The 23,776-nt window shown below is 59.4% G+C and carries 23 protein-coding genes; 16 read left to right on the top strand and 7 right to left on the bottom strand.

Features of this window, described 5'->3' with window-relative positions:
• Positions 1–48: 48 nt before the first annotated feature.
• On the top strand, positions 49–2,100 hold the full coding sequence (locus ACA061_RS00455; RefSeq protein ID WP_497300373.1) for a M3 family metallopeptidase: 2,052 nt from the start codon (positions 49–51) through the stop codon (positions 2,098–2,100).
• On the opposite strand, the gene ACA061_RS00450 is transcribed toward ACA061_RS00455, so the two are convergent.
• The gene (locus tag ACA061_RS00450) at positions 2,087–2,731 is read right to left on the bottom strand and encodes a phosphatase domain-containing protein (RefSeq protein ID WP_497300372.1); all 645 of its coding nucleotides are present in this window, start codon (positions 2,729–2,731) and stop codon (positions 2,087–2,089) included. The genes ACA061_RS00455 and ACA061_RS00450 overlap by 14 nt on opposite strands.
• A gap of 307 nt (positions 2,732–3,038) precedes the next feature.
• Here ACA061_RS00450 and ACA061_RS00445 point away from each other — a divergent pair, with 307 nt between their 5' ends.
• From ACA061_RS00445 to ACA061_RS00435, 3 genes are read left to right on the top strand one after another with little or no spacing between them, the layout of a single operon-like run.
• Positions 3,039–3,785 (top strand): gluconate 2-dehydrogenase subunit 3 family protein, encoded by a 747-nt coding sequence (locus tag ACA061_RS00445; RefSeq protein ID WP_497300371.1) that lies wholly within the window; start codon positions 3,039–3,041, stop codon positions 3,783–3,785.
• 2 nt (positions 3,786–3,787) lie between these two features.
• Positions 3,788–5,572: a GMC family oxidoreductase gene (locus ACA061_RS00440; protein WP_150605103.1), complete on the top strand. Its 1,785-nt coding sequence runs from the start codon at positions 3,788–3,790 to the stop codon at positions 5,570–5,572.
• A gap of 12 nt (positions 5,573–5,584) precedes the next feature.
• Positions 5,585–6,886, top strand: a complete 1,302-nt coding sequence (locus tag ACA061_RS00435) for a c-type cytochrome (protein WP_497300370.1) — start codon at positions 5,585–5,587, stop codon at positions 6,884–6,886.
• Between the two features lie 80 nt (positions 6,887–6,966).
• Here the strand turns inward: ACA061_RS00435 and ACA061_RS00430 are convergent, their stop codons facing one another.
• Positions 6,967–7,269 (bottom strand): hypothetical protein, encoded by a 303-nt coding sequence (locus ACA061_RS00430; RefSeq protein ID WP_210700774.1) that lies wholly within the window; start codon positions 7,267–7,269, stop codon positions 6,967–6,969.
• A gap of 242 nt (positions 7,270–7,511) precedes the next feature.
• Here ACA061_RS00430 and ACA061_RS00425 point away from each other — a divergent pair, with 242 nt between their 5' ends.
• From ACA061_RS00425 to ACA061_RS00415, 3 genes are all read left to right on the top strand, one after another.
• Complete coding sequence (locus ACA061_RS00425) at positions 7,512–8,570, top strand: PA0069 family radical SAM protein (RefSeq protein ID WP_497300369.1); 1,059 nt, start codon at positions 7,512–7,514, stop codon at positions 8,568–8,570.
• 237 nt (positions 8,571–8,807) lie between these two features.
• Positions 8,808–9,536, top strand: a complete 729-nt coding sequence (locus tag ACA061_RS00420; RefSeq protein WP_150605096.1) for a carbonic anhydrase — start codon at positions 8,808–8,810, stop codon at positions 9,534–9,536.
• 90 nt (positions 9,537–9,626) lie between these two features.
• Positions 9,627–11,153 carry a SulP family inorganic anion transporter gene (locus ACA061_RS00415; protein WP_497300368.1) on the top strand — a complete coding sequence of 509 codons (1,527 nt, stop codon included), beginning with the start codon at positions 9,627–9,629 and terminating at the stop codon, positions 11,151–11,153.
• A gap of 87 nt (positions 11,154–11,240) precedes the next feature.
• On the opposite strand, the gene ACA061_RS00410 is transcribed toward ACA061_RS00415, so the two are convergent.
• On the bottom strand, positions 11,241–11,891 hold the full coding sequence (locus ACA061_RS00410; protein WP_150605094.1) for a hypothetical protein: 651 nt from the start codon (positions 11,889–11,891) through the stop codon (positions 11,241–11,243).
• Positions 11,892–12,260: 369 nt separating this feature from the next.
• On the opposite strand from ACA061_RS00410, the gene coxB reads away from it, so the two are divergent.
• From coxB to ACA061_RS00390, 4 genes are all read left to right on the top strand, one after another.
• A complete protein-coding gene (gene coxB / locus ACA061_RS00405) occupies positions 12,261–13,388 on the top strand; it encodes a cytochrome c oxidase subunit II (RefSeq protein WP_497300367.1) in 1,128 nt (375 codons plus the stop codon).
• A gap of 82 nt (positions 13,389–13,470) precedes the next feature.
• On the top strand, positions 13,471–15,057 hold the full coding sequence (gene ctaD / locus ACA061_RS00400; RefSeq protein ID WP_150605092.1) for a cytochrome c oxidase subunit I: 1,587 nt from the start codon (positions 13,471–13,473) through the stop codon (positions 15,055–15,057).
• A gap of 255 nt (positions 15,058–15,312) precedes the next feature.
• Entirely contained in the window at positions 15,313–15,864 is a 552-nt protein-coding gene (locus ACA061_RS00395) for a cytochrome c oxidase assembly protein (protein WP_150605091.1), read from the top strand.
• A gap of 24 nt (positions 15,865–15,888) precedes the next feature.
• Entirely contained in the window at positions 15,889–16,776 is an 888-nt protein-coding gene (locus tag ACA061_RS00390) for a cytochrome c oxidase subunit 3 (RefSeq protein ID WP_042556972.1), read from the top strand.
• Positions 16,777–16,783: 7 nt separating this feature from the next.
• On the opposite strand, the gene ACA061_RS00385 is transcribed toward ACA061_RS00390, so the two are convergent.
• Positions 16,784–16,987 (bottom strand): twin transmembrane helix small protein, encoded by a 204-nt coding sequence (locus tag ACA061_RS00385; protein ID WP_150617013.1) that lies wholly within the window; start codon positions 16,985–16,987, stop codon positions 16,784–16,786.
• A gap of 70 nt (positions 16,988–17,057) precedes the next feature.
• Between ACA061_RS00385 and ACA061_RS00380 the strand changes: the two genes are divergently transcribed.
• The 5 genes from ACA061_RS00380 to ACA061_RS00360 are packed head-to-tail and all read left to right on the top strand — an operon-like array spanning position 17,058 to position 20,966.
• Complete coding sequence (locus ACA061_RS00380) at positions 17,058–17,798, top strand: SURF1 family protein (protein ID WP_497300366.1); 741 nt, start codon at positions 17,058–17,060, stop codon at positions 17,796–17,798.
• Positions 17,764–18,357 (top strand): PA_0111/PP_0108 family redox-active disulfide protein, encoded by a 594-nt coding sequence (locus ACA061_RS00375; RefSeq protein ID WP_497300365.1) that lies wholly within the window; start codon positions 17,764–17,766, stop codon positions 18,355–18,357. The genes ACA061_RS00380 and ACA061_RS00375 overlap by 35 nt, the downstream gene beginning before the upstream one ends.
• A 10-nt stretch (positions 18,358–18,367) precedes the next feature.
• Positions 18,368–19,447, top strand: coding sequence for a COX15/CtaA family protein (locus tag ACA061_RS00370; protein WP_210553230.1), 1,080 nt, complete (start codon positions 18,368–18,370; stop codon positions 19,445–19,447).
• On the top strand, positions 19,435–20,334 hold the full coding sequence (gene cyoE / locus ACA061_RS00365) for a heme o synthase (RefSeq protein WP_150605085.1): 900 nt from the start codon (positions 19,435–19,437) through the stop codon (positions 20,332–20,334). The genes ACA061_RS00370 and cyoE overlap by 13 nt, the downstream gene beginning before the upstream one ends.
• Entirely contained in the window at positions 20,331–20,966 is a 636-nt protein-coding gene (locus ACA061_RS00360; protein ID WP_115147883.1) for an SCO family protein, read from the top strand. The genes cyoE and ACA061_RS00360 overlap by 4 nt, the downstream gene beginning before the upstream one ends.
• 173 nt (positions 20,967–21,139) lie before the next feature.
• On the opposite strand, the gene ACA061_RS00355 is transcribed toward ACA061_RS00360, so the two are convergent.
• From ACA061_RS00355 to ACA061_RS00345, 3 genes are all read right to left on the bottom strand, one after another.
• Entirely contained in the window at positions 21,140–21,910 is a 771-nt protein-coding gene (locus ACA061_RS00355; RefSeq protein WP_150605084.1) for a MetQ/NlpA family ABC transporter substrate-binding protein, read from the bottom strand.
• A 77-nt stretch (positions 21,911–21,987) separates the two neighbouring features.
• On the bottom strand, positions 21,988–22,662 hold the full coding sequence (locus ACA061_RS00350; RefSeq protein WP_042556964.1) for a methionine ABC transporter permease: 675 nt from the start codon (positions 22,660–22,662) through the stop codon (positions 21,988–21,990).
• Positions 22,662–23,669 carry a methionine ABC transporter ATP-binding protein gene (locus ACA061_RS00345; RefSeq protein WP_150605083.1) on the bottom strand — a complete coding sequence of 336 codons (1,008 nt, stop codon included), beginning with the start codon at positions 23,667–23,669 and terminating at the stop codon, positions 22,662–22,664. Before ACA061_RS00345 ends, ACA061_RS00350 begins: the two co-directional genes overlap by 1 nt.
• Positions 23,670–23,776 lie beyond the last annotated feature (107 nt).

Genomic DNA, 23,776 nt, shown 5'->3' with positions numbered 1-23,776 from the left:
GCTTCCTGCTTAGGCTGGCCCTTTAAGCCAACCCTCAAGGAAGACGTCATGCCCGACACCAATCCGCTTTTGCAACACTGGACACTGCCGCCGTGGTCGGCAATACGTGCCGAACATCTGGTGCCGGCGATCAATACGATCGTTGCCGAGAATCGCCAGATTATTGCCCAAGTGATTGCCAGCCAGACCGAACAGCCGAATTGGGACGATCTGGTGGTGGCCATCGACGAGGCAGATGCGCGGCTGGGTGAAGCGCTAGGCGTTATCGAAACGCTCTCGAAGGTCAAATCCGACGACGCCGACTGGCTCAGGGAAAGCGCGTTGTGCAGCCTCGCTGCAGGCCAGTACATAGCCGACAAGACCGCCAATCTCGAGTTGTACCGAACCTATCAACGCCTGGCGCAGAGTTCGGTTGCCGCCAGTTTCGATGATCAGCGCAAAGCCTCGCTGGCGAAGATTTTGCGCGCATTTCGCTTGTCCGGCCTCGACCTTCCGCCCGCACAACAGCATGAACTTGCCCGTATTAATCGCGAGATAAAAGCTCTGGAACAACGGTTTCTGAGCAATCTGGAACGCGCCAATGCTGCCTGGAGCAAGCGCATCGACGACGTCACGCAACTCCGGGGACTGCCTGACGAGATGCAGGCACGCCTGGCCCGCAATGCCAGGCAGGCGGGACACCACGGTTGGCTACTCACGCTGGATCTCAATACCTGCGGGCAAATCATGCGCCATGCGCAAGACCGTGCACTGCGCGAAGAATATTTCACTGCCTGGAACAACCGCGCGTCCGATCTGGACCCACAAGCTGACAAACTCGACAACGGTCCGGTACTGAAAGATTTGCTCGCCCACCGTCACAAAAAAGCCGAATTGTCAGGCTTCGAGAACTTCGTCCAGCTTTGCCTCGAAACCCGCATTGCCACTTCCGCGGAGCAAGTCGATGCTTTCTTGCGGCAACAGATCGCGTCGAATACGCCAGCCCTGGAACGTGATGCACACGCTCTGAAAGCATTCGCCCGCACACTGGGGATCACGGACATTCAGGCGTGGGATGAAGAGTTTCTCGCCGAACAACTACGCGTCCAGCAATCGGACGGGGCGACCAAGGGCTTGCGTCGGTACTTCGCACTTGATGAAACGCTGCGGCGGCTGTGTCGATTCTGCGAACACCTGTTCGGGATCACCATCGTCGAACAGACCACGATCAGCCATTGGCATGAGGACGTACAACTCCTGGAAATCAGCGAGCATGGGCAGGTTATCGGCCATATCTACGTGGATCCTTACCGCCGCCAAGGCACCGACGATTTCGCCTGGACTTCGGTGCTGCGCGTGCGCCGGATCAATGCCGAGGGAAGGCCTGCGCTGCCAATAATCATCCTGTACAGCAACTTCCCGACTGCCACCCCCGAACATCCGTGCCTGCTTTCTCATATAAATCTGCGAGTACTGGTTCATGAGTTCGGCCATTGTTTGCACCATGTTCTGACGCGCTCGCCCAACCATAACTTGTCGGGGATTTCCCAACTGGGACGTGATAGCGCCGAATTCGCCGGGGAGTTATTCGAACATTGGTGCATGTCGCCGGAGTTTCTGGTGTGGCTGGCAGCGCATTACGAAACGGGCGAACGCTTGACGCACGCTCAAGTGAACCGCGCGCTCACAGCCCTGACTGCCTACACCAGCCGGACAACGGCCATGCTGCTGATGTCGGCGATGCTCGATCTGCAATTACATCGTTGTTACGGCGATGGCCGCGGCATTGAGCAGGTGTTTGAGGACGTGCAGCGTGAGATGCCTCAATTGCGCATGTCGGGTCTGCACCGTTTTGCCTACGGTTTTGATTATCTGGTAACCGGTTACGAGGCATCGGTCTATGCCTACAAATGGTCCGGCGCAATGGCCACCGAAGTGTTCAAGCGGTTTGAACGCGCGGGGGTATTCGACCCACAGACCGGCCGGGATTTTCGCGAAACATTCTTTGCCCCCGGAGACTCACGCTCGTTACTGATCGCGCTTGAGAGCTTCCTCGGCCAGCCGGTCGATGAGCAATTCCTGCACCCACAACCAGTCAGGGCGCCACTCACTTCAGATTGACCGTCTGAAACCAGCTCTTCATCGAGCAGGTGGCGAACGCGCTGGTGCTGCAATCGCCATTGGCCAGCGCGGTACGCAACTTGTCGACATCGGCCTGCATCACATAGCGGACGCTGTCGCGATAGTGCCCGCTTTCGCCAAATCCGCCCTGGGTCATCTCGCTCAGGGCGTCCTCTTTGCTCCACCCCTGCACCACTACGCGGTACATCGCCGCCATCAACCCGCTGCGATCAGAGCCGTGTTTGCAATGCATCAGCACCGGGCCGCTGGCCTCGGCGGTCTGTATGGCACGCAGGGTCTTGAGCACATCGCTGTCGTCGACGTGGTTGGTGCGATACGGCAGTTGCACTTGAGTGATGCCGGGGTCGGTCAGCCAGTTGCCATCGGCCTCGGGCAAGAAGTTGATCACCGTGGCCACCTTGAGATTCTTCAGCAATGGCACCGCGCCGTCGTCGGGCAATGCGCTGCGATACAGCGTTGGCGACATCTGGAACAGGTTGTATTGCACTTCAACCGGTTGCGCCCACTCGGTGGGGCGGGCAGTTGCGGTGTCACCCGCCTTGGCCGGGACCCAGTGCAACAGAGCTACCAGGGATACACACAAAGCAGGAAAAAAGCGCACTCGGGACATGCTGGATTAACCGTATCGGGATTGTTCAGTAACGGGAGCCACAGCTTCACGATTTGCCGGTCAAAGCCCCGTGAGCCGGTTGTCAAAGAAGCGTGAATCGGGGTTTTTCTTTAAATCCCACCGCGCAATTCCGGTCTTTTTTGCGCTTTATCGATTCATCCAGATGCTTAGCCTGCTACCATTTGTCACATCTTGTTGCAGACGCGTCCCCCTTTTACGGGTCAAACCGGCCGCGTCGCGACAGCAAATCCTCAAGCCGTTCGCAGAAACGGCTGCCCAATCTTGATGCCTGATGAGGTGCACCCCAATGTCTGATGAGAATCGAGACAACCCGCGGCGTGAGTTTTTACGCAAATCCCTGACCCTGATTCCGGTGGTCACCCTGGCCGGCACCGGTCTGGGCAGCAGTGTCCTGCAAGCCGCGCCTGAAGCCGCACCGGCAACAGCCGCGGCGCAACCGGCGCGCGCTGACGCTGGCGTTTATCAGCCGAGCTATTTCACCGCTGAAGAATGGGCGTTCATCAATGCCGCCGTGGCGCAATTGATTCCCGCCGATGCCCAAGGCCCAGGCGCGATCGAAGCCGGTGTGCCGGAATACATCGATCGTCAGATGAACACGCCCTACGCTGCCGGAGCCCTTTGGTACATGCAGGGTCCGTTCAACGCTGAAGCGGCGCCGGAGATGGGCTGGCAGAGCAAATTGGTCCCAAAAGAGATCTATCGCCTTGGCATCGCCGCCACGGATCAGTGGACAAAAGCCCTCAACGGTAAAACATTTGCCGATCAAGACAGCGCTACCCGAGACGATTTGCTCAAGCAACTGGAAGCCGGAAAACCGCAGTTCGATAGCGTTCCGGCGAAGATTTTCTTCAATCTGCTGCTGCAAAACACCAAGGAAGGGTTCTTCTGCGACCCGATCCACGGCGGCAACAAAGGCATGGTCGGCTGGACCATGATCGGCTTCCCCGGCGCCCGCGCCGATTTCATGGATTGGGTGGAACGCAACGAGCAATACCCCTTCCCGGCAGTTTCGATTCGCGGCGAGAGGGCGTAAGCATGGCAACCGTAATGAAGAAGGTCGACGCAGTGATCGTCGGTTTTGGCTGGACCGGTGCAATCATGGCCAAGGAACTGACCGAAGCGGGTCTGAATGTGCTGGCGCTGGAGCGCGGGCCGATGCAGGACACTTACCCCGACGGCAACTATCCGCAGGTGATCGACGAACTCACCTACAGCGTTCGGAAAAAACTCTTTCAGGACATCTCCAAAGAGACCGTCACCATTCGCCACAGCGTCAACGACATCGCCCTGCCGAACCGCCAGTTGGGTGCGTTCCTGCCGGGCAATGGCGTTGGTGGCGCCGGGCTGCACTGGTCGGGCGTGCACTTTCGCGTCGATCCGATCGAGCTGCGTATGCGCAGCCACTACGAAGAACGCTACGGCAAAAGCTTCATCCCCAAAGACATGACCATCCAGGACTTCGGCGTCAGCTATGAAGAGCTGGAGCCGTTTTTCGATTACGCCGAAAAAGTCTTCGGTACCTCGGGCCAGGCCTGGACGGTGAAAGGTCAACTGGTCGGACAGGGCAAGGGTGGCAACCCCTACGCACCGGATCGTTCGAACCACTTCCCGCTGGAAGCGCAGAAGAACACGGTTTCCGCACAGCTGTTCGGCAAAGCGGCTACAGAAGTCGGTTACAAACCCTACAACCTGCCTTCGGCAAATACTTCAGGGCCTTACACCAATCCCTACGGCGCGCAGATGGGTCCGTGCAACTTCTGCGGATTTTGCAGCGGTTACGTTTGCTACATGTATTCCAAAGCCTCGCCGAACGTGAACATTCTGCCGGCGCTCAAACCGTTGCCGAATTTCGAGCTGCGGGCCAACGCCCATGTGCTGCGGGTCAATCTCGACAGCAGCAAAACCAAAGCCACTGGCGTCACCTACATCGACGCGCAAGGCCGGGAGATCGAGCAACCGGCGGATCTGGTGATACTCGGCGCGTTCCAGTTGCACAACGTGCGACTGATGCTGCTCTCCGGTATAGGCAAGCCGTACGACCCGATCAGCGGCGAAGGCGTGGTCGGGCGCAACTTCGCTTACCAGAACATGGCGACGATCAAGGCGTTCTTCGACAAGGACACGCACACCAACAACTTCATCGGGGCCGGCGGCAACGGTGTGGCGCTGGATGATTTCAACGCCGACAACTTCGACCACGGCCCGCACGGCTTCGTCGGCGGCTCGCCGATGTGGGTCAACCAGGCCGGTAGCCGACCGATTGCGGGCACCTCGAACCCGCCGGGCACGCCAGCCTGGGGCAGCGCCTGGAAACGCGCGACCGCCGATTACTACACCCACCAGGTGTCGATGGACGCCCACGGCGCGCATCAATCCTACAGAGGTAACTACCTCGATCTCGATCCGGTGTACCGCGATGCCTACGGCTTGCCGCTGCTGCGCATGACCTTCGACTGGCAGGAAAACGACATCAAGATGAACCGCTTCATGGTCGAGAAAATGGGCAAGGTCGCCGAAGCTATGGGCCCGAAAGCCATTGCGGTGATCGGCAAGAAAGTCGGCGACCACTTCAACACCGCGTCGTACCAGACCACCCACCTCAACGGTGGCGCGATCATGGGCACCGATCCGAAGAAGAGCGCGTTGAACCGTTACCTGCAGAGCTGGGATGTGCACAACGTCTTCGTGCCGGGCGCCTCGGCATTCCCGCAAGGACTGGGCTACAACCCGACCGGCCTGGTCGCTGCGTTGACCTATTGGTCGGCGAAGGCGATCCGCGAGCAATACCTGAAAAACCCCGGCCCGCTGGTTCAGGCTTAAGGAGCGATGACCATGAAGAATTTTGTTATCGCGACCCTGGCCCTGCTCGGCAGTGCTGCTTTGCAAGCGGCTGAAGTCGATCAATCCTTGATCAAACAGGGTGAATATCTGTCCCGCGCCGGTGACTGCGTGGCATGCCACACCGCGAAAAACGGCAAGCCGTTCGCCGGGGGCCTGCCAATGGAAACGCCGATCGGCACGATCTACTCGACCAATATCACCCCGGATAAAACCGGCGTGGGTGATTACAGCTTCGAGGACTTTGATCAGGCTGTGCGTCATGGCGTCGCCAAAAACGGTAGTACGTTGTACCCGGCGATGCCGTATCCGTCCTACGCCCGTGTCAGCGAAACCGACATGAAAGCGTTGTACGCGTACTTCATGCACGGCGTGGAACCCGTCGCGCAAGAGAACAAGGCCAGCGACATTCCATGGCCGTTGAGCATGCGTTGGCCGCTGATGGGCTGGCGCTGGATGTTTGCGCCGAAGGTCGAGGACTACAAAGCCTTGTCGGACGATCCGGTCATCGACCGTGGGGCGTATCTGGTCGAAGGCCTAGGACATTGCGGCGCCTGCCATACGCCACGTGCCCTGACCATGCAGGAAAAATCCCTGAGTGCGGCCGATGGCAGCCAATTTCTGGCTGGCAGTGCGCCGCTGGAAGGCTGGATCGCCAAGAGTTTGCGTGGCGATCACAAGGATGGTCTCGGCAGCTGGAGCGAGGAGCAACTGGTGCAATTCCTCAAGACCGGCCGCAGTGATCGCAGCGCCGTGTTCGGCGGCATGAGCGACGTGGTCACCCACAGCATGCAATACATGACCGACGCCGACCTGACCGCGATTGCGCGCTACCTCAAATCGTTGCCGGCCAATGATCCGAACGATCAGCCACACCAATACGACGCGACAGCCACCAAAGCCCTGTGGAACGGCGACGACAGCCAGCGCGGTGCGTCGGTGTACATCGACAACTGCGCGGCGTGCCATCGTACCGACGGCCACGGCTACACCCGCGTGTTCCCGGCGCTGGCGGGCAATCCGGTGCTGCAATCGGAAGACCCGACCTCGCTGATCCACATCGTGCTCAAGGGCGGTACATTGCCGGCGACGCACACCGCGCCTTCAACTTTTACCATGCCTGGTTTTGCCTGGCGGTTATCGGATCAGGAAGTCGCGGATGTGGTGAGCTTTATTCGGGGTAGTTGGGGTAATAAAGGCGCACCGGTCTCGGCCAAAGACGTCGCAGGACTACGCACCGACGATATGAAAACAACGTCTGGTGATGATCTTGGCCAGGTAACTAGCCACAACTAAAAATTTAAAACCCTGCATGAATCATTCATGCAGGGTTTTTGTTGAAAGTTGTCGTAATGACCAATGTTGCAAGAAGCCATTCAAGGATTGACGATACTCACATAAGCCTTGGCCAGCGCTACTAACTTGGCCTTGTCATCACTATCAACATCACCATCGCCGTCCACATCTTTCTTGTCTGTGCGGATGGTGAAGGTCTTGCCGCGATCGCTTGATACGGCGATAACATAAATCGAATCGACCAATGCCTCGGTCGATAATTCTTCCTCGGCATTCCAGCCCAGTTCCTTGCGGGCCAGTTGCAACGAAACAATAGTGTTGGGCTCAGATTGGCTCGGCGGCATCATTTGTAGAAAAACACCACGCTGATTGAGAAACGACATAAATTAGATCCTTTAAATAAATACACAGGCTTCAATGCCTGCAAGTTTCGAAGACTATATTTGATAACTTTCCTTCACAACGGCACATATGTTTCTCGGATTGTCTCTAGTTACAGCTATTTATATAAATTACAAAGCGAATAGCAGGAGCAAGCCGCGAATGAGCTCCAGAGCCGAACGGTACTGGATCGTCCAGGCCCTGCTCATATACTGTATGCATATACAGACATGAGATTCGCGCGATGACCAGCCCTCTCCCCCCACGCGGTCGCGGTACCGCGACCAACCCGCACAACCGCTTCGCACCGAACAGCTCGGTGGCCGAGGACGACGGCTGGTATCAGGAAGTGCCTGAGACGCAAAACACCGAGGTGATGATCGAAACCGCAAAAACCATCATCACCCGCAACACCTCGCCTGACCTGCCGTTTGATCGCTCGATCAATCCCTATCGCGGCTGCGAGCATGGCTGCATCTATTGCTACGCACGGCCCAGCCACGCCTATTGGGACATGTCGCCCGGGCTGGACTTTGAAACGAAGCTGATCGCCAAGACCAACGCTGCGCAAGTGCTGGAAGAGCAACTGAGCAACCGTGGCTATGAATGCGCGCCAATCAATCTGGGCTCCAACACTGATCCTTATCAGCCCATCGAACGCGAACACAAGATCACCCGTCAGATCCTCGAAGTGCTTTTGCGTTATCGGCATCCGGTAACCATCGTCACCAAGGGCTCACTGATCCTGCGCGATCTCGATCTGTTGACCGAATTGGCGCAGCAACGGCTGGTGGCCGTGATGATCAGCCTCACGACGCTGGACGACGAACTCAAACGCATCCTCGAACCGCGCGCCGCAGCGCCCAAGGCGCGGTTGCGGGCGATCCGGGTGATGCGCGAAGCGGGCATTCCGGTCGGGGTGCTGTGTTCACCGATGATTCCGATGATCAACGACAGCGAGATCGAAAGCCTGCTCACCGAGGCCCACGCCGCCGGTGCGCAAAGCGCTGCGTACATGATGTTGCGCCTGCCGCTGGAGGTGGCGCCGTTGTTTGAGGAATGGCTGCAAGCGCACTATCCACAAAGGGCGGCGCATGTGCTGAGCCTGATCCGCCAAAGCCGTGGCGGCGAGCTCTACGACAGCCGTTTCGGCGCTCGCATGCGCGGTGAAGGCCCGTTCGCCGATCTGCTCGCCCAGCGTTTTGCCAAGGCGATCAAGCGTCTGGGTCTCAACCATCGCGAGGGCTATAACCTCGATTGCACTGCCTTCTGTCCGCCGGGTCGCCAGATGTCGCTGATTTAGCGACAATTGGCTTATGGTTGAGGGGTTGGAATCCTTCCGTCGAAATCCTCAGTCACGTTTTTTGTGACCTGGAACACACGTTCTAGAGCGTTTGATTCAGTTTGAGTTAAGTTTCGGCGGCTACCTTGTTCATCGAGTGACTGACGGGTCGGGATGACCCGGATGTTTTAAACAGCCACTGGCTTCATACCGGAATACCGGGGCAAGACTCCCTGAATCCGCCTAAGAGGATGAATCATGAGTGACAAGGATAAACAGCCGCTGGCTGCGTCGGCGCAAACCCCAGAAGCGGATTCCGCCGATGCAGCGCTGCGACAGATCGTAGACGGCTTTTTGCATTTTCATCATGAGGTCTTCCCGCAGCAGGAAGAACTCTTCAAGAAACTCGCCACGGCCCAAGCGCCCAAGGCGATGTTCATCACCTGCGCCGACTCGCGCATCGTTCCCGAGCTGATCACCCACAGCTCACCGGGCGATCTGTTCGTGACCCGTAACGTCGGCAATGTCGTGCCACCGTACGGCCAGATGAACGGCGGCGTTTCCACCGCCATCGAATACGCGGTACTGGCGCTGGGCGTGCAGCACATCATCATCTGCGGCCACTCCGATTGCGGCGCCATGCGTGCGGTACTCAACCCCGACAGCCTGGAAAAAATGCCGACCGTCAAAGCCTGGTTGCGCCACGCCGAAGTCGCGAAAACCATGGTGCATGAAAACTGTAACTGCGCCGACGAAAAAGAAAGCATGCCGATCCTCACCGAGGAAAACGTCATCGCCCAATTGCAGCACTTGCGTACCCATCCTTCGGTAGCCTCACGCATGGCGAACGGTCAGCTGTTCATCCATGGCTGGGTCTACAACATCGAAACCAGCGAAATCAAAGCTTACGACGCGGATCAGGGACGTTTCCTGCCGCTCGATGGCAGCCATCCGATTCCGGTGGCGACGCCCAAAGCGCGCTTCTAAATCTTCCTGACAATCTGTGTGGTTTGACGCCGGCCGCTGTTTCAGCGGCCCGGCCTCGCCACGCCTGAAGAAAACTTCGGGAGAATCACCATGCGTGCTGCTCAATTGAAAGCTGTGTTGCCACGGGAGCTGCTCGCATCCGTGGTTGTGTTTTTGGTCGCCCTGCCGTTGTGCATGGGCATTGCAATCGCTTCAGGGTTGCCGCCAGCAAAAGGTCTGATCACCGGCATCATCGGTGGTCTGGTGGTGGGTTGGCTGGCGGGTTCGCCGCTACAGGTCAGCGGGCCGGCGGCGGGTCTGGCGGTTTTGGTGTTCGAACTGGTGCGCCAGCACGGTATCGAGATGCTTGGGCCGATTTTGCTGCTCGCTGGTTTCCTGCAACTGGTGGCCGGGCGACTGAAGCTCGGCTGCTGGTTTCGGGTCACGGCGCCAGCGGTGGTCTACGGCATGTTGGCCGGGATTGGCGTATTGATCGTGCTGTCACAGGTGCATGTGATGCTCGATGCTTCGCCGAAACCTTCCGGGCTGGATAACCTCACGGCATTCCCAGCGGCGGTGGCGCAGGCCTTGCCGTCGTTCGGCTGGCAGGCTGGATTGCTCGGGCTGTCGACGATTGCAGTGATGTGGCTGTGGGAAAAATTCCGCCCGCACTCGCTGCGATTCGTCCCCGGCGCATTGCTCGGTGTTGGCCTGGCCACTGGCGCCAGTCTGCTGCTGGCATTGCAGGTCAAACGGGTGGAGGTGCCGGCGAATCTGGCGGAAGCCATCGACTGGTTGAAACCGGCGGACCTGCTCAGTCTGGCCGACCCGACGCTGCTGATCGCCGCGTTCGCCGTGGCGTTTATCGCCAGCGCGGAAACCCTGTTGTCGGCCGCCGCGGTAGATCGCATGCACAATGGCGTGCGTTCGGACTTCGACCGCGAACTGTCGGCGCAAGGTGTCGGCAACATGCTCTGCGGTCTGCTCGGCGCACTGCCGATGACCGGGGTGATCGTGCGCAGTTCGGCCAACGTCCAGGCCGGTGCGACCACGCGTTACTCGACGATCTTCCATGGTCTGTGGCTGCTGGCGTTCGTGCTGTTGCTGTCGAGTGTGCTGCAAAGCATTCCGGTGGCGAGTCTGGCGGGTGTGTTGGTGTATACCGGTTTCAAACTGGTGGATCTCAAAGCGTTTCGTGGGCTGCGGCGTTATGGCCGGATGCCGATGTTCACTTACGCTGCGACGGCGCTGGCGATCATCTTCACTGACCTGCTGACCGGTGTGCTGATCGGTTTTGGTCTGACGCTGGTGAAACTGGCCTTCAAGGCATCACGACTGAAGATCAGCTTGATCGACCTGCCGCCGGAAGGGGAAATGGAGTTACGTCTGATCGGCGCAGCGACGTTCCTCAAAGTACCGGCGCTGACCCAGGTGCTGGGTACGATTCCAGCAGGCTCGACGGTGCATGTGCCGCTCAATAACCTGAGCTACATCGACCATTCGTGTCTGGAGTTGCTGGAAGAATGGGGCCGGGCGAATGCGGCGAAGGGCTCGAAGCTGGTGATCGAGTCGCGAGGGTTGAAGCGCAGGCTTGAAGGCAGGGTTCGCACAAACACCGGGATTGGCTCAGCCGCTTAGGATCAAAAGATCGCAGCCTTCGGCAGCTCCTACAGGGTGAAATACCCTCTCATGTAGGAGCTGCCGGAGGCTGCGATCTTTTAAGGTTCAGGCAGCGGGCTGATCCAGCTCCAGGCCCACACCCAGGCGGCGACCCATGCACGGCCAGCGTTTCCACGCCGCACCCGTCTCCGGGCTGCTGAGTTTTTCGCGGTAGATCTCTACCGATTCCAGCGCAAAGCTTTCGTCGTTGAGCATCTCGTCGATGGCGTGATGCACCGCTTCGTCCAGTTGGTTGGCAAATTCCTCACCGATCAACTGGTGAGCAATCAAGTTGGCGACCGTCATGTCCAAGGGGATCAGTGGCTGGCCGAAATGCTTGATGTACAGGTCGTTGACCTCTTCGACAAAACGGTGCGCCAGGTAGGCTTCGTCCAGCAGGCTGTCCAGACCAACGTGCCCGGCCATGATGGCTGGCGGCTGGAGGAAGTACTGCTCGGCGATTTTCAGCACCGGTTTGATCTGCGATTCGATGCCCGCTTCCCTGGCGACTTCATTGGCTGCATCCAGCAAGTCCGGTACTTCATCAATGTAGGCGGCGACAAAACGCGTCAGCACACCATTGGCGTCGGCTTCCGGCAATTGGATCGCCGGGTGTAAATGAGGCAGCTTGCTTTCCAGCTGACGGGTCAGCAGGCCGGTTTCTTTCTCGTGCTGTTGGGCTTTTTGGATCTGCTCGCGCAATGCGGCGGTGTTCATGAAAACTCCAGGGAACAAGGCAATGAAATAGGGAAGACATAAGTTAGCTGGCTTACGAAAAATGCTAAGACGCATTTGTCATAATTATTTCATCCTTGATGCATCTGCGTTATATCGATTTGCCACCACTCGTCTGCATCCTTCTCCATTCCTGCCCTTGAACGCAAGTCTTCGCTGTTTCAGATCATTTACGTCCTCACATTGCAATTTCCAGTCGCTGTCTATACTCGCCAGTGAATGGAGTTAGCTGATGACGCCCGACTGCACCCGCAGCAAGGCTCGGCGATTCAAGTTCGTAGTCTGATGCAGCCGCTCCCTTGCCGCAGGCGAAAGCCGGCGGGATAACAAGAACGATAAGGGGAACCCGCAATGATGCGACATCCACACGTCTGGATGGGCCTCCTGTTGTGGTCGATTTTCAGCCCGGCCAACGCGGCCTGGACTGTAAATATGGCGCCTGGAGCGACTGAAATCAGTCACGCAGTATTCGACCTGCACATGACCATTTTCTGGATCTGTGTGGTGATCGGGGTCATCGTCTTCGGCGCCATGTTCTGGTCGATGATGGTGCACCGCCGTTCTACCGGGCAGGTCGCCGCAAAATTCCACGAAAGCACCGGCGTCGAAATCATGTGGACCATCGTGCCGCTGCTGATTCTGGTAGCGATGGCCGTGCCGGCGACCGCCACCCTGATCAAGATGTACGACAGCAGTGAGCCGGATATCGATATCCAGGTCACCGGGTATCAGTGGAAGTGGCATTACAAATATCTGGGCCAGGACGTCGAATTCTTCAGCAACCTGGCCACCCCCGCCGAACAGATCCACAACAAGGAAGCCAAGGGCGAGCATTACCTGCTTGAGGTCGACAAGCCATTGGTGCTGCCGACCGGCGCCAAGGTGCGCTTCCTCGTCACCTCCGCTGACGTGATCCACTCCTGGTGGGTGCCGGCCTTTGCGGTCAAACGCGATGCGATTCCGGGATTCGTCAACGAAGCCTGGACCCGCGTCGACAAGCCCGGCCTCTACCGTGGCCAGTGCGCCGAACTGTGCGGCAAGGATCACGGCTTCATGCCGATCGTGGTCGAGGTCAAGGATAAGGCCGACTACGAAACCTGGCTCGCCGAGCGCAAGGCCGAAGCCGCGCAGCTTAAAGAGCTGACCAGCAAGGAATGGACCCTCGACGAGCTCAAGGAGCGCGGCGACAAGGTCTATCACACCACTTGCGTCGCCTGTCACCAGGCTGAAGGCCAAGGCCTGCCGCCGATGTTCCCGGCGCTCAAGGGCTCGAAAATCGCCACCGGCCCGATCAAGGATCACCTGAGCATCGTCTTCCACGGCAAACCCGGCACCGCCATGGCGGCGTTCGGCAAGCAGTTGTCGGAAGTCGATATCGCCGCCGTCGTGACCTACGAACGTAACGCGTGGGGCAACAACAAGGGCGACATGGTGACGCCAAAAGAAGTGCTGGAGCTGAAACAGGCGGAAAGCAAATGAGCCGGTCTATTGCGTACTTCGTGAATCGGTCAGGGCTCCGCGCCCCGGCCTGCCCCGTCCACTCGCTTGAAGGAGACCGGCCATGAGCGCTGTCATCGATGACCACGGTCACGCCGACCACGCCCACGGCCCGGCCAAAGGCCTGATGCGCTGGGTGCTGACCACCAACCACAAGGACATCGGCACGCTGTACCTGTGGTTTGCGTTCTGCATGTTCCTGCTCGGCGGCTCGTTCGCCATGGTGATCCGCGCCGAGTTGTTCCAGCCGGGTTTGCAGATCGTCGAACCGGCGTTCTTCAACCAGATGACCACCATGCACGGTTTGGTGATGGTGTTCGGTGCGGTGATGCCGGCGTTCGTCGGCCTCGCCAACTGGATGATCCCGTTGATGATCGGCGCGCCGGACATGGCCCTGCCGCGCATGAACAATTTCAGCTTCTGGCTGCTGCCGGCGGCGTTCCTGCTGCTGGTCTCGACCCTGTTCAGCCCCGGTGGCGGGCCTAATTTCGGCTGGACGTTTTACGCACCGCTCTCGACGACTTACGCACCTGAGAGCGTGACGTTCTTCATCTTCGCCATTCACCTGATGGGCATCAGCTCGATCATGGGCGCGATCAACGTGGTCGCGACCATCCTCAACCTGCGCGCCCCCGGCATGACGTTGATGAAAATGCCGCTGTTCGTCTGGACCTGGCTGATCACCGCGTTCCTGCTGATCGCGGTGATGCCGGTGCTGGCCGGGTGCGTGACGATGATGCTGATGGACATCCACTTCGGCACCAGTTTCTTCAGTGCTGCCGGTGGCGGTGACCCGGTGTTGTTCCAGCATGTGTTCTGGTTCTTCGGTCATCCCGAGGTGTACATCATGATCCTGCCGGCCTTCGGCGCCGTCAGCCAGATCATCCCGGCCTTCGCCCGCAAACCGCTGTTCGGCTACACCTCGATGGTCTACGCCACGGCGAGCATCGCGTTCCTGTCGTTTATCGTCTGGGCGCACCACATGTTCGTGGTCGGCATTCCGTTGGTGGGCGAGCTGTTCTTCATGTACGCAACGATGCTGATCGCGGTGCCGACCGGGGTGAAAGTGTTCAACTGGGCCAGCACCATGTGGCAAGGCTCGATGACCTTCGAGACGCCGATGCTGTTTGCCGTGGCGTTCGTGATCCTGTTCTCCATTGGCGGATTCTCCGGGCTGATGCTGGCCATTGCCCCGGCGGACTTCCAGTATCAGGACACCTATTTCGTGGTCGCGCACTTCCACTATGTGCTGGTGCCGGGGGCGATCTTCGGGATCTTCGCCTCGGCGTATTACTGGCTGCCGAAATGGACCGGGCACATGTACGACGAAACCCTCGGCAAGCTGCATTTCTGGCTGTCGTTCGTCGGCATGAACCTGACCTTCTTCCCGATGCACTTTGTCGGGCTGGCGGGCATGCCGCGACGGATTCCGGACTACAACCTGCAATTCGCCGATTTCAACATGGTCTCCTCGATCGGTGCATTCATGTTCGGCGCCACGCAGATCTTCTTCCTCTTCATCGTCATCAAGACCATCCGTGGCGGCGTACCGGCACCGGCCAAACCGTGGGATGGCGCCGAAGGTCTGGAGTGGAGCGTGCCGTCGCCGGCGCCGTATCACACCTTCAGCACACCGCCGGAAGTGAAATGAAACGCCAACCCGCTGTGAAGACCAGTGAGAAACCTGTGCAAGCACACAGATTCCCTAAGGCCGCACACAGATCTCCTGTGGCGAGGGGATTTATCCCCGATGGGCTGCGAAGCAGCCCCAAAACCTGCGACCACGATGGATCAGGCATACCGCATGCGCCGGGTTTACGACTGCTGCGCAGCCGATCGGGGATAAATCCCCTCGCCACAAAAGCATCACCGATGCCCATAAAGTTGGGTGGTGAGGGCATGAACCATGGCTGACTCGATCTCGCTGAAAAAACTCGTCACCCGCCTGCTCGGAGTGGTGGTCGCGATGTTCATTTTCGGGTTTGCCCTGGTGCCGATCTATGACGTGATGTGCAAAGCCTTCGGCATCAACGGCAAGACCGGCGGCCAGTACGAGGGTGAGCAGGTGGTCGATACCTCGCGCCAGGTGCGCGTGCAGTTTCTGTCGACCAACACTGCCGACATGCCGTGGGAGTTCTATCCCAAGCATGACGAACTCACGGCCAACCCCGGCGCGGTCAACGAGATGATCTTCATCGCCCGCAACCCCACCGACAAACCGATGAGTGCGCAAGCCGTACCCAGCATCGCGCCGAGTAATGCCGCGGCGTATTTCCACAAGACCGAATGCTTTTGCTTTACCCAGCAGGTGCTGCAGCCCGGGCAACAGATCGAGATGCCGGTGCGGTTCATTGTTGACCGCGACATGCCCAAGGAAGTGAAGCACCTGACGCTGTCCTACACGCTGTTCGATATCACCGCCCGACATCCACCGGTGGCTGTAAACACTGGCGGTTAGCGTGCCCGATAAGGAGAACAATAAATGGCAACTCATGAGCACTATTACGTTCCGGCCCAGAGCAAGTGGCCGATCATCGCCACGATCGGGATGTTGGTCACCGTGTACGGCCTGGCCGTCTGGTTCAACGATCTGAAGGCAGCGCGCCCGGAATCCCACGGCCCGCTGATCTTTTTCGTCGGTGGCCTGCTGGTGGCGTACATGCTGTTCGGCTGGTTCGGCACGGTGATCAAGGAAAGCCGCGCGGGGCTATACAGCGCGCAGCTGGACCGCTCGTTCCGCTGGGGCATGAGCTGGTTCATCTTTTCCGAGGTGATGTTCTTCGTCGCTTTCTTCGGTGCGCTGTTCTACGTGCGGCACATTTCCGGCCCGGCACTCGGGGGTGAAGGGCCCAAAGGGGTCGCGCACATGCTTTGGCCAAATTTTCAGTTCACCTGGCCGCTGCTGAACACGCCGGATCCGAAACTGTTCCCGCCGGCCAAGGATGTCATCAGCCCGTGGGGTCTGCCGCTGATCAACACGATTCTGCTGGTCAGCTCCAGCGTGACCATCACCATCGCCCACCATGCGCTGAAGAAAGGCCATCGCGGCGCGCTGAAAATCTGGCTGGCGATCACTGTGCTGCTGGGCTGCGCATTCCTCGGCTTCCAGGCCGAAGAATACATTCACGCTTATAAGGAGCTGGGCCTGACCCTGGGTTCGGGCATCTATGGCGCGACGTTCTTCATGCTCACCGGTTTCCACGGCGCCCACGTGACCATCGGCACGATCATTCTGTTTGTGATGCTGATGCGGATCATGAAGGGCCACTTCGACAACGAGCATCAGTTCGGCTTTGAAGCGGCGAGCTGGTATTGGCACTTCGTCGACGTGGTGTGGATCGGCTTGTTCATCTTCGTTTACGTGCTCTGAGGCAGCGCTAAAAAGGCGCGTGCGACACCAATTGGCCGCTGTAGAAACCCCAGGTGATCAAGCCGACGGTTGCAGCGGCCAATGCCACCCGAACACTCAAGGCGATGACCAGACGATTCGAGCTGCTGTCGTCCTTGACCAGGAAAAACAGGCCGCTGAACAGGCTGATCACCGTGGCAATCAGCATCAGGACGATAGCTGTTTTGAGCATGGGAAGACTCCGGGGGACAGGCGATGCAGTTGAGTATAGCGATCGCGACGACTGACTTTGTGGCGCAAGCATGAAGCGCTTTCGCCCGGGTGTGATTCCGACCGTGGTGGTGGCGTTGTTGCTGCCGCTGCTGGTGTCGCTGGGCTTCTGGCAAATGGGCCGTGGCGCGGAGAAAACCGCCCTGCTCGCCACTTACACCGAACGCCGCGCCGCCGCGCCGATGGCCAGCAGCGAATTACTGACCAGCGCCGACCCGGCCTATCGCCGCGTGCATCTGCAGGGCCAGTTCGATGCCTCGCACAGCTTGCTGCTCGACAACCGCCAGCGCGACGGCAAGGTCGGAGTCGAGTTGCTGCAACCGTTTCAGGATCAGCGCAGCGGCTTATGGCTGCTGGTCAATCGCGGCTGGCTGCCATGGCCGGATCGCCGCGTACCGCCGCAATTCAGCACGCCAACCGCATCGCTGAATATCGACGCCTGGGTCTACGTCGCCCCCGGCGCGACTTTCCAGTTGCACGCCGACCCGACCAGCCAGATCTGGCCGCAAACCATCACCGCCGTCGAGCCGGCCATGCTGTGGAAAACCCTCGGGCGCGACGGCTACGCCTATGAATTGCGTGCCGAACCCGGCCCGGCCAGTTATCAGGCCGATTGGCCGGTGGTCGCGATGGGCCCGGAAAAACACCTCGGTTACGCCGTGCAGTGGTTCGCCATGAGCATTGCCCTGCTCGGGCTCTACCTCTATCTCGGCTGGCACAACGCTAAGGAGAAACACCATGGGAACAGCCATGAATCCACCCAGCATGTCTGAAGCCAAAGCGCCGGTCAGTCGCCGGCGCGGTCGCATTCAATTGCTGTTGATCGTGCTCGGCGTGGTCGGCCCGATGCTGCTCGCCACCGGCATGTACAAATTGCAGTTCTGGGTGCCGGAAGGTCGCAGCTATCACGGTGAACTGCTCGGCAACGGCCAGACCCGTGCCGACCTCGGCGTGCAAGCCGATGAACAGCGCTGGCAGATGCTGGTGACCGCGCCCAAGGACTGCTCGGTGGATTGCCAGCAGTTGGTGTATCTGGCGCGGCAGATCCAGATCGGCCTCGGTCGTGAGGCCGGGCGTGCCACCCATGCCCTCGCCGCCGCGCAGCCGCTGAACAGTGATTACGACGCCAAACTGACCCGCGAATACCCGCAGCTGCAACGCTATCCGCTGGATGCCGCAGTGCTCAGCAAGACGACTGGCGACAAGGCCACGCCGCAGCTGTGGATCATCGATCCACACGGCAACCTCGTGCTGCGCTACGGCCCGAACGTAAAGGGTAAGGATCTGCTCAACGACCTGCGCCACCTGCTGAAACTGTCGAACATCGGATAAGGGCATCGTCATGGCCAAACCTGGATTTCGCCTCGCGCTGTTTGCCACCCTGCTGGCACTGATTGTGGTGCTGCTCGGCGCCTACACGCGCCTGACCCACGCCGGCCTCGGTTGCCCGGACTGGCCGGGCTGCTACGGATTTATCAGCGTGCCGAAAAGCGAAGCCCAACTGGCCCATGCCGAACTGCATTACCCCGAGGCGCCGGTCGAAGCACACAAGGGCTGGAACGAGATGATCCACCGCTACTTCGCCGGTGCCCTCGGCCTGCTCATCTCAGTGCTGGCCGGCCGTGCCTGGGTCAACCGGCGTCATCCGGGCCTGCCATTGAAACTGCCACTGTTCTTGCTGGCGGTGGTCATCGCACAAGCGGCGTTTGGCATGTGGACAGTGACGCTCAAGCTCTGGCCGCAAGTGGTCACCGGGCATTTGCTCGGTGGTTTCGCGACGTTGAGTCTGTTGTTTTTGCTGACCCTGAGATTGTCCGGCGTGCTGCCGGCGCTGACCGTGCCCAAGCGTTTGCAGTACTGGGCGACGGCGGGACTGTTGCTGGTGATCGGTCAGATCGCGCTAGGTGGCTGGGTCAGCTCCAACTACGCGGCGGTGGCCTGCATCGACTTCCCGACGTGCCACGGCGAATGGCTGCCGGCCGCTGATTTCGCCAATGGCTTTCATCTGACTCAACACATCGGCCCGAATTACCTGGGCGGACAACTCGACAGCGACGCACGCACGGCGATTCATCTGACCCATCGCATCGGTGCGCTGCTGGTGACGCTGGTGCTGCTCGGTCTGGCCTGGCAACTGAAAGTGGTTGGCATGACCCGACTGGCCGCACTGGTGCTGATCGCGCTCGCCGCACAAATCACCCTCGGCATCAGCAACGTGCTGTTCCATCTGCCGCTGCCAATCGCCGTGGCCCACAACGCGGGCGGCGCAGCACTGTTGTTGTCGATGGTGCTGGTCAATTATCACGCGCGCACCAGTCTGGTTCGGGTCAAGCAGCCGCTGATTGCGCGGTGGCGCTTGAGCCCGCGTAAACACTCGGCGGCGCCCATCACAATAAAAGGAGAAACGCCGTGGCGATTCTGATTGGCGAACGTCCCGCGCAGGCGTTGTGGCGCGATTATCTGGAGCTGACCAAACCGAAAGTGGTGGTGCTGATGCTCATCACCTCGCTGGTCGGCATGTTTCTCGCGACCCGCGCCGGGGTGCCGTGGACGGTGCTGGTGTTCGGCAACCTGGGGATTGCGCTGTGTGCCGGCGGCGCGGCGGCGGTCAATCATGTGGTGGATCGGCGCATCGACGCGCTGATGGCGCGCACCCACAAACGGCCGTTGGCCGAGGGCCGGGTCTCACCTGCCGCCGCGCTGACGTTTGCGCTGGTATTGGCGCTGCTGGGGCAGGCGTTGTTGCTGACCTTCACCAATCCGCTGACGGCGTGGCTGACGCTCGCTTCGTTGCTTGGTTACGCGGTGGTTTACACCGGTTTCCTCAAACGCGCGACGCCGCAGAACATCGTCATCGGTGGTCTGGCTGGCGCCGCGCCGCCGCTGCTCGGCTGGACCGCCGCCACCGGCCACGTCAGCGCCGAACCGTTGCTGCTGGTGCTGATCATCTTCGCCTGGACCCCGCCGCACTTCTGGGCGCTGGCGATTCATCGCAAAGAGGAATACGCCAAGGCCGATATCCCGATGCTGCCGGTCACCCACGGCGAGCACTACACCAAAGTGCACATTCTGCTGTACACCTTTGCGCTGCTGGCCGTGAGCCTACTGCCTTATGTGATCCACATGAGCGGCGTGCTCTACCTGATTTGCGCCCTCGCCCTGGGCGCGAGGTTTCTGCAATGGGCCGTGGTGCTGTACCGTGGCACTCGGCCGCACGCGGCGATCAACACCTTCAAGTACTCTATTTATTACTTGTTCCTGTTGTTCATCGCCCTGCTCGTAGACCACTACTTACTGTTGAACCTATGACTCGAACCCAGAAAACCGTTTTCATCCTCGTCGCCGTGGTCGCGTTGATCCTCGGCCTTACGGTCAACAAAGTGCTGAGCGGCAAGGGCCAGGGCGATCCGACCGCGCTGATCGACGCCGGCATCATTCTGCTGCCGCAGAGCCGCAATCTGCCGGACGTGACGATGACCGATCAGGACGGCAAACCGGTCGCGATCAATGAACTCAAAGGCAAGTGGAGCCTGCTGTTTTTCGGCTACACCTTCTGCCCGGACATCTGCCCGACCACCCTCGCACAGCTGCGCCAGATCAAAAGCGAACTGCCTAAGGACGCTGTGGACAAGTTGCAGATCGTGCTGGTCAGCGTCGACCCCAACCGCGATAACCCGAAGCAGTTGAAGCAGTATCTGGGCTACTTTGATCCGCAGTTTGTTGGCCTGACGCCGACCTCGATTGAAGAGCTGCAGAAGGTCGCGAACGCGGTGAGTATTCCGTTTATTCCGGCGGATACCAGCAAACCGAATTACACCGTCGACCATAGCGGCAATCTCGCGGTGATTGGCCCGGACGGCACGCAGCGCGGGTTTATTCGGGCGCCGCTGAACAACGCCAAACTGGTGGCGCAGTTGCCGGTGATGCTTAACCGCAAGTAAGCCCACCACCGCCCTTGTAGGAGTGAGCCTGCTCGCGATGGGGCCAGCCCTGCCAACATTGATGTTGAATGTCAGTGCGCAATCGCGAGCAGGCTCACTCCTACAGGGGACTGAATTTCAGACAAAAAAAGGGGCGCATCGAATGCGCCCCTTTTTCATTGCAGCAATCTGAATCAGAACGCCGGCAACACCGCACCCTTGTACTTCTCGGTAATGAATTTCTTCACTTCCGGGCTGTGCAGGGCTGCGGCCAGTTTCTTCATCGCGTCGCTGTCCTTGTTGTCCGCACGGGACACGAGGATGTTCACGTAAGGCGAATCGTTGCCTTCGATCACCAGCGCATCCTTGGACGGATCGAGCTTGGCTTCCAGCGCGTAGTTGGTGTTGATCAGCGCCAGATCAACCTGAGTCAGCACGCGCGGGATGGTCGCAGCTTCCAGTTCGCGGAATTTCAGGTCTTTCGGGTTTTGCGCGATGTCTTTGATGGTCGACAGGATGTTGGTCGGGTCCTTCAAGGTGATCACGCCAGCCTTGGCCAGCAGCAACAACGCACGGCCACCGTTGGTGGCGTCGTTCGGGATCACCACGTTGGCGCCGCCTGGCAATTCTTCGATCTTCTTGATCTTGCTCGAGTACGCGCCCAGTGGTTCCAGGTGTACGCCGGTCACGGCGACCAGGCTGGTGCCCTTGGCCTTGTTGAACTCATCGAGGTACGGCTGGTGCTGGAAGAAGTTGGCGTCCAGACGCTTTTCGGCAACCTGTACGTTCGGCTGAATGTAATCGGTGAAGACCTTGACCTTCAGATCCACGCCTTCTTTGGCCAGTGCAGGCTTCACGAATTCGAGGATTTCAGCGTGGGGCACCGGGCTGGCGGCAACGGTCAGGGTTTCGGCGTGGGCCGAGAATGCCGCAACGGCAGCGAAAGCAGCGATCAGTTTTTTCATTCAGCTAACTCCTTATGAGGCGCCCGTCTGGCGCCTGCCAGCGAATGGCCGGCTCATCTCTTGATTACAAAAACCGGTTATTTGCGCGAGAAATGCACGACCAGTCGGTCGCCTACCATTTGCAGCACTTGCACCAGGATCAGCAGCAACACCACGGTGACGATCATCACGTCGGTCTGGAAACGCTGGTAGCCGAAACGGATCGCCAGGTCGCCCAAGCCACCGGCACCCACCACACCGGCCATCGCCGTGTAGGAAACCAGTGTAATCGCTGTCACGGTAATCGCTGCGAAGATGCCCGGACGGGCCTCTGGCAGCAACGCGTTGACGATGATCTGCCGAGTGGTCGCGCCCATCGACTGGGTCGCCTCGATGATGCCGCGATCGACTTCACGCAGCGCAGTTTCCACCAGACGCGCGAAGAACGGCGTTGCACCCACCACCAGCGGCGGAATGGCTCCGGCCACGCCCAGCGAGGTGCCGGTGATCAGCACGGTGAACGGGATCATCACGATCAGCAGAATGATGAACGGCAGTGAGCGCAGGATGTTCACCGCCAGCGACATGAATGCGTAGACACCGCGGTTTTCCAGCAACTGACGCGGGCTGCACAAGAACAGCAGCACACCCAGCGGCAAGCCGAGCAGCACGGTGAACAGCAGCGAACCGCCGAGCATCAGCATCGTGTCGCCGGTGGCCAGCCAGATTTCGTACCAGTCGATATTGGCGAAAAAGCTCATAAAGGCTTCCATTAACGCAGGACCTCCATGTGAACGTCAGCGGCGGTGAAGCGGGCGAACGCCGCTTCCATGTCGCCACCGGTGACGGCGAGGGTCAATTGCCCGTACGGAACGTCTTTGATGCGATCGATACGACCGGCCAGGATGCTGTAGTCGACACCGGTCTCGCGGGCGACAGTACCGAGCAACGGCGCGTAGGTCGCTTCGCCCTGGAAGGTCAGACGCACGATACGGCCCGGCACGTGAGCGAAGTCATCGCGCTGCTCGCTTTCGTCAACCTGCTCGCTTTCCTGGACGAAACGCTTGGTGGTCGGGTGCTGCGGATGCAGGAATACATCGGCCACCGAACCTTGCTCGACGATCACGCCAGCGTCCATCACACCAACCTGATCGCATACGCGGCGGATGACGTCCATCTCGTGGGTGATCAGCACGATGGTCAGTTTCAGCTCGCGATTGATCTCGGCCAACAGTTGCAAGACCGATGCCGTGGTCTGCGGGTCGAGAGCGCTGGTGGCTTCGTCGCACAGCAAAATCTTGGGCTTGGTCGCCAGAGCGCGGGCGATGCCGACACGCTGCTTCTGACCGCCGGACAGCTGCGCCGGGTATTTCTTCGCGTGGTCGGAAAGGCCAACCCGCGCCAGCAACTCAGCCACACGCTGGTCTATTTCGCTGCTCGACAACTCGCCCGCCAAGGTCAGCGGCAACGCAACGTTGTCGGCGACAGTCTTGGACGCGAGCAGGTTGAAGTGCTGGAAGATCATCCCGACTTGCTGGCGGAAACGGCGCAGGCCGTTGGCGTCCAGCGCGGTGACTTCTTCGCCGTCGACGAAAATCTTGCCGCCACTGGATTCTTCCAGGCGATTGATCAGACGCAGCAGGGTACTTTTTCCCGCACCGGAATGGCCGATCAGACCGAAGACCTGACCGTTCTCAATCGAGAGACTGGTCGGGTGCAGGGCGGGGATGTCCTTACCGGCGACGCGGTAAGTCTTGTGGACGTTTTGAAACTCGATCACGTAGCGAACCTTGTGGGGCGCGTTAGAAAAGGATCAGCGGTTAGCCGGGCGCGCATTTTAGCCTGTCCGTATAGAGGTTCTTAGCATTTATTTCGCAATTAACCTTC

This window comes from Pseudomonas sp. LBUM1668, assembly GCF_059695715.1.
This window is presented reverse-complemented; position numbering and strand designations above follow the sequence as displayed.

Coding starts and splice junctions, on each gene's coding strand:
- ACA061_RS00420 (WP_150605096.1), top strand. CDS start 8,808: ATGAGTGACAAGGATAAACAGCCGCTGGCTGCGTCGGCGCAAACCCCA.
- coxB (WP_497300367.1), top strand. CDS start 12,261: ATGATGCGACATCCACACGTCTGGATGGGCCTCCTGTTGTGGTCGATT.
- ACA061_RS00385 (WP_150617013.1), bottom strand. CDS start 16,987: ATGCTCAAAACAGCTATCGTCCTGATGCTGATTGCCACGGTGATCAGC.
- ACA061_RS00390 (WP_042556972.1), top strand. CDS start 15,889: ATGGCAACTCATGAGCACTATTACGTTCCGGCCCAGAGCAAGTGGCCG.
- ACA061_RS00425 (WP_497300369.1), top strand. CDS start 7,512: ATGACCAGCCCTCTCCCCCCACGCGGTCGCGGTACCGCGACCAACCCG.
- ACA061_RS00360 (WP_115147883.1), top strand. CDS start 20,331: ATGACTCGAACCCAGAAAACCGTTTTCATCCTCGTCGCCGTGGTCGCG.
- ACA061_RS00350 (WP_042556964.1), bottom strand. CDS start 22,662: ATGGAAGCCTTTATGAGCTTTTTCGCCAATATCGACTGGTACGAAATC.
- ACA061_RS00455 (WP_497300373.1), top strand. CDS start 49: ATGCCCGACACCAATCCGCTTTTGCAACACTGGACACTGCCGCCGTGG.
- ACA061_RS00375 (WP_497300365.1), top strand. CDS start 17,764: ATGGGAACAGCCATGAATCCACCCAGCATGTCTGAAGCCAAAGCGCCG.
- ACA061_RS00435 (WP_497300370.1), top strand. CDS start 5,585: ATGAAGAATTTTGTTATCGCGACCCTGGCCCTGCTCGGCAGTGCTGCT.
- ACA061_RS00380 (WP_497300366.1), top strand. CDS start 17,058: ATGAAGCGCTTTCGCCCGGGTGTGATTCCGACCGTGGTGGTGGCGTTG.
- ACA061_RS00430 (WP_210700774.1), bottom strand. CDS start 7,269: ATGTCGTTTCTCAATCAGCGTGGTGTTTTTCTACAAATGATGCCGCCG.
- ACA061_RS00395 (WP_150605091.1), top strand. CDS start 15,313: ATGGCTGACTCGATCTCGCTGAAAAAACTCGTCACCCGCCTGCTCGGA.
- ctaD (WP_150605092.1), top strand. CDS start 13,471: ATGAGCGCTGTCATCGATGACCACGGTCACGCCGACCACGCCCACGGC.
- ACA061_RS00445 (WP_497300371.1), top strand. CDS start 3,039: ATGTCTGATGAGAATCGAGACAACCCGCGGCGTGAGTTTTTACGCAAA.
- ACA061_RS00355 (WP_150605084.1), bottom strand. CDS start 21,910: ATGAAAAAACTGATCGCTGCTTTCGCTGCCGTTGCGGCATTCTCGGCC.
- ACA061_RS00410 (WP_150605094.1), bottom strand. CDS start 11,891: ATGAACACCGCCGCATTGCGCGAGCAGATCCAAAAAGCCCAACAGCAC.
- ACA061_RS00450 (WP_497300372.1), bottom strand. CDS start 2,731: ATGTCCCGAGTGCGCTTTTTTCCTGCTTTGTGTGTATCCCTGGTAGCT.
- ACA061_RS00370 (WP_210553230.1), top strand. CDS start 18,368: ATGGCCAAACCTGGATTTCGCCTCGCGCTGTTTGCCACCCTGCTGGCA.
- ACA061_RS00440 (WP_150605103.1), top strand. CDS start 3,788: ATGGCAACCGTAATGAAGAAGGTCGACGCAGTGATCGTCGGTTTTGGC.
- ACA061_RS00415 (WP_497300368.1), top strand. CDS start 9,627: ATGCGTGCTGCTCAATTGAAAGCTGTGTTGCCACGGGAGCTGCTCGCA.